At 52.4% G+C, this 275-nt stretch carries 1 protein-coding gene; it reads right to left on the bottom strand.

Going from position 1 to position 275, the window contains the following annotated elements:
- Positions 1-275, bottom strand: a 275-nt coding sequence (locus P2081_RS20855; protein WP_278924698.1) for a helicase-related protein, incomplete at both ends; no start/stop codon positions are given.

Here is a 275-nt window from a genome sequence, read left to right as displayed (position 1 = left end):
ACCAATCCTGTGAATGTAGTTTTCCCTGTTGGACGGCAAATCGTAGTTGATGACCAGTGAGACCTGCTGTACATCGATGCCTCTCGCCAGCAGATCAGTGGTGATTAGAACTCGGCTTGAGCCTGTGCGGAACTGCCGCATAATAAGGTCTCTCTCTCTTTGCTCCATGTCTCCGTGCATAGCAGAGACAGTGAAGTCACGATCGTGCATGTTCTCGGTGAGCCAGTCCACCTTGCGCCTGGTGTTGCAGAAAATGACCGCCTGGGTGATGCTCA

The sequence above is a fragment of the Pseudophaeobacter profundi genome, from assembly GCF_029697505.1.
Classification (GTDB): domain Bacteria; phylum Pseudomonadota; class Alphaproteobacteria; order Rhodobacterales; family Rhodobacteraceae; genus Pseudophaeobacter; species Pseudophaeobacter profundi.
The sequence above is the reverse complement of the archived record's forward strand: the minus strand, read 5'-3'. Positions and strand labels throughout refer to the sequence as shown.